Source organism: Candidatus Hydrogenedens sp. (assembly GCA_035378955.1).
Classification (GTDB): Bacteria; Hydrogenedentota; Hydrogenedentia; order Hydrogenedentales; family Hydrogenedentaceae; genus Hydrogenedens.
In genome coordinates this window covers 1-3291 of record DAOSUS010000137.1, presented here as the reverse complement: position 1 = coordinate 3291, position 3291 = coordinate 1, and the positions used below count along the sequence as shown (strand labels likewise).

Annotated in this window: 3 protein-coding genes; all 3 read right to left on the bottom strand. The window is 45.3% G+C overall.

Annotated features, from left to right (window positions below; genetic code table 11):
* Positions 1-139 precede the first annotated feature (139 nt).
* Entirely contained in the window at positions 140-2239 is a 2100-nt protein-coding gene (fusA, locus tag PLA12_14625) for an elongation factor G (GenBank protein ID HOQ33724.1), read from the bottom strand.
* A 205-nt stretch (positions 2240-2444) separates the two neighbouring features.
* Positions 2445-2918, bottom strand: coding sequence for a 30S ribosomal protein S7 (gene rpsG, locus PLA12_14620; protein ID HOQ33723.1), 474 nt, complete (start codon positions 2916-2918; stop codon positions 2445-2447).
* Positions 2919-2934: 16 nt separating this feature from the next.
* The coding region (gene rpsL / locus PLA12_14615) for a 30S ribosomal protein S12 (GenBank protein ID HOQ33722.1) at positions 2935-3291 on the bottom strand (357 nt) is incomplete at its 5' end.

The window sequence follows — 3291 nt, the reverse complement described above, 5'->3', positions numbered from 1 at the left end:
CCAATGTTCACATGCGGCTTCTTCCGCTCAAATTTCTGTTTCGACATCGCTGTATCTCCTATGTCTTAATTGTTTTAATTGAACTTCTGGTTAATTGTTTAACTTTTATATTTCAAACAGAGTTCATTAACCCTGTAGTTTATGGTTCAAAACGATAACTACTTCCTATTTGTTCCATGATACGGTTCCCTACTTCTATCGGGACAATTTCGTATCGTTCAAATTCCATAGCATAATTGGCTCTTCCCTGACTGCATGACCTGAGGTCATTGGCATAGCCAAAGAGCTCTGCCAGGGGTGCCAAGGCATGTATTATTTGTCTTTGTCCGTCTACTTCCATGTTCAACATCCGTCCCCGACGATGGTCTAAATCGTTAATAATATCGCCGGTGTATTCCGGAGGTGTATCTATCTCTAACCGCATGATAGGCTCGAGTAGAATAGGTCGGGCACTCATTACAGCTTCCTTTACTGCCATGGATGCGGCAATTTGAAATGCCATATCGGACGAATCTACCTCATGATAAGAACCAAAGGTAAGTATGATTTTCACATCCACCATCGGATAACCGGCTACAATCCCTGTTTCGAGGGCTTCTTTACACCCTTTTTCTATAGATGGGATGTAGTTTTTCGGAATAACTCCACCTACGGTCTTATCCTCAAAAACAAATCCGGAACCTCGCGGTAATGGTTCGATAGTCAATACGACATGTCCGTATTGTCCACGGCCACCCGTCTGGCGGACAAATTTCTTGTCCGAAGTGGCAGACTGGCGAATTGTTTCCCGATAGGCTACAACGGGCTTTCCTACATGAGCCTCGACGCCGAATTCTCTTTTCATACGGTCAATAATAATTTCGAGGTGTAGTTCGCCCATACCTGCAATAATCGTTTGCCCTGTTTCTTCATTGACCCGCACACGGAAAGTAGGGTCTTCATCGGCAAAACGATGCAGTGCATTCGAAAGGCGGTCCTGGTCTGCCTTTGTTTTCGGTTCTATCGAAATATAAACCACAGGCTCCGGAAAAGTCAGGGGCATGAGAGCAATCGGATGTTTAGAGGCACAGAGCGTATCTCCCGTTAAAACACTTCGACAGCCAATTATAGCACCGATGTCGCCGGTCCTTAATTCCTTAATTTCCGTTCGTTCATCGGCATGGAGTTCTACAATCCTGCTTATGCGTTCTTTCGTTCCCGTTCGTGTATTGAGAAGGGTTTGCCCTGTTTCAATCACGCCGGAATAAACCCGCATAAAGGTCAATTTACCGACATGGGGGTCGCTCAGGATTTTGAACGCCAATGCTGAAAAAGGTTCATCATCCGAAGGATGGCGTAGCACTTTTTTGTTCGGGTCCTGAGGGAGAGTTCCCTCATACGGTGGCAAATCTATAGGTGACGGCAGATAATCCACTACCGCATCTAAAGTTAGCCGAATCCCCTTATTTTTAAGTGCACTACCACATAATACCGGCGTTCCAATTCGGTTGATGCAAAGTCTGCGAATGGCGGCTTTAAGTAAATCTACCGAAATTTCTTTTCCCTCAAGATACAACTCAAGGACTTTTTCGTCGTGATTGGCTACCACTTCAATTAAGTGCATTCTCCAGAAATGAGCATCATCTTGATACTCTTTCGGAATTTCTTCTGTTACCTGAACGCAATCCACAGTTTCTCCGACCCAGGTAATCATTTTTTGATTAAGCAAGTCAATAACGGCTCGGAAATTTTCTTCACTACCGACAGGAATTTGAACAGGAAGGGTTAATGCGTGGAGGCGATGTTCGATGGATTCGATGGCTTGAAAAAAATCGGCGCCAACCCGGTCCATCTTGTTAATAAACGCAATTCGCGGAACTTTGTATTTTTCCGCCTGTCTCCACACGGTTTCGGACTGCGGTTGAACGCCTGCAACACCACAAAAAACGATGATGGCTCCATCGAGAACCCTCATGCAGCGTTCTACTTCGGCTGTGAAATCAATGTGACCCGGTGTATCAATGATATTTATCCGATGTCCATTCCATTCACATGCCGTTGCTGCTGAGGTTATGGTGATACCGCGCTCCCGTTCCTGCTCCATGTAGTCCATGGTAGCGGCACCGTCATGGACCTCGCCCACTCGGTGCACCCGGCCGGAGTAGTACAAGACGCGTTCTGTAACGGTGGTCTTGCCGGCATCAATGTGGGCCGCTATCCCTATATTTCGGATATTTGTTAACGGGTATTTGCGTGGCATATTCTTTCTGCTCCTTAGCATCCTTTGCTCCGCTATACCCGGGGCCCTGGCACATGCTGTATTCAATTTTCAATCTGGATTTCCTGTCTATATTTAGCAGGACTATCGGTATCTTATTTCTACAGCTGTGCAACGCCCCGAAACTACGGAGCGTATTGCTCAGCCTGTTGTTCTCATTCTCCTATGTTCTTCTTTAGAACTCATATTAATATCGGAAATGGATAAACGCCTTGTTGGCTTCTGCCATTCGGTGTGTATCCTCGCGTTTCTTTATTGTATTTCCCTGTTTGTTATAACAATCCATCAACTCCGCCGCCAACCGTTCTTCCATAGTCTTCTCACCACGGTTCCTTGCATAACTCCGAATCCAACGGAAAGCAATGGATGTCCGTGTATTCGGCTCTATTTCTACCGGAACTTGATATGTAGCACCACCAATACGGCGTGATTTTACATGGACTAATGGTTTCGCATTTTCGACTGCGGCTGTAAAAACCTCTAATGGGTCCTTATCCGGTACTTTCTTTTTTAATATCTCTAATGCGTTATACACAATCTTCTCTGCTACACTCTTTTTGCCGTTTGCCATAACAATATTTATAAATTTTGCCACCAAAGTACTATTAAACTTCGGGTCGGGCAAAACTTCTCTTTTTTGTACTTCTCTTCTTCTTGGCATCGTTTATCCTTCGCAACTATGATTGTTTCGGTTTTTTTACACCATATTTAGAACGGCTTACCCAACGACCGGCATGGACTTTTTTACCGCCATCATCTTTAACGCTGGCGGTTCCGCCCATATCACCCATAGCATCCAGAACACCACGAATTAAGTGATAACGGACACCGGGAAGGTCCTTTACACGACCACCACGAACCAATACCTGAGAGTGTTCCTGTAAATTATGACCCACACCCGGAATATAAACGGTTACTTCATATCCGTTCTTTAAACGGACACGTGCTACCTTCCGCAATGCGGAATTGGGTTTCTTCGGTGTCATGGTATATACACACGTGCATGTTCCCGAGGCTTGCGGACAGGCTTTCAA

What these genes read in the sequence shown, in the direction of transcription:
- fusA (HOQ33724.1), bottom strand. Translation starts at nt 2,239, where the DNA reads ATGCCACGCAAATACCCGTTAACAAATATCCGAAATATAGGGATAGCG.
- rpsG (HOQ33723.1), bottom strand. Translation starts at nt 2,918, where the DNA reads ATGCCAAGAAGAAGAGAAGTACAAAAAAGAGAAGTTTTGCCCGACCCG.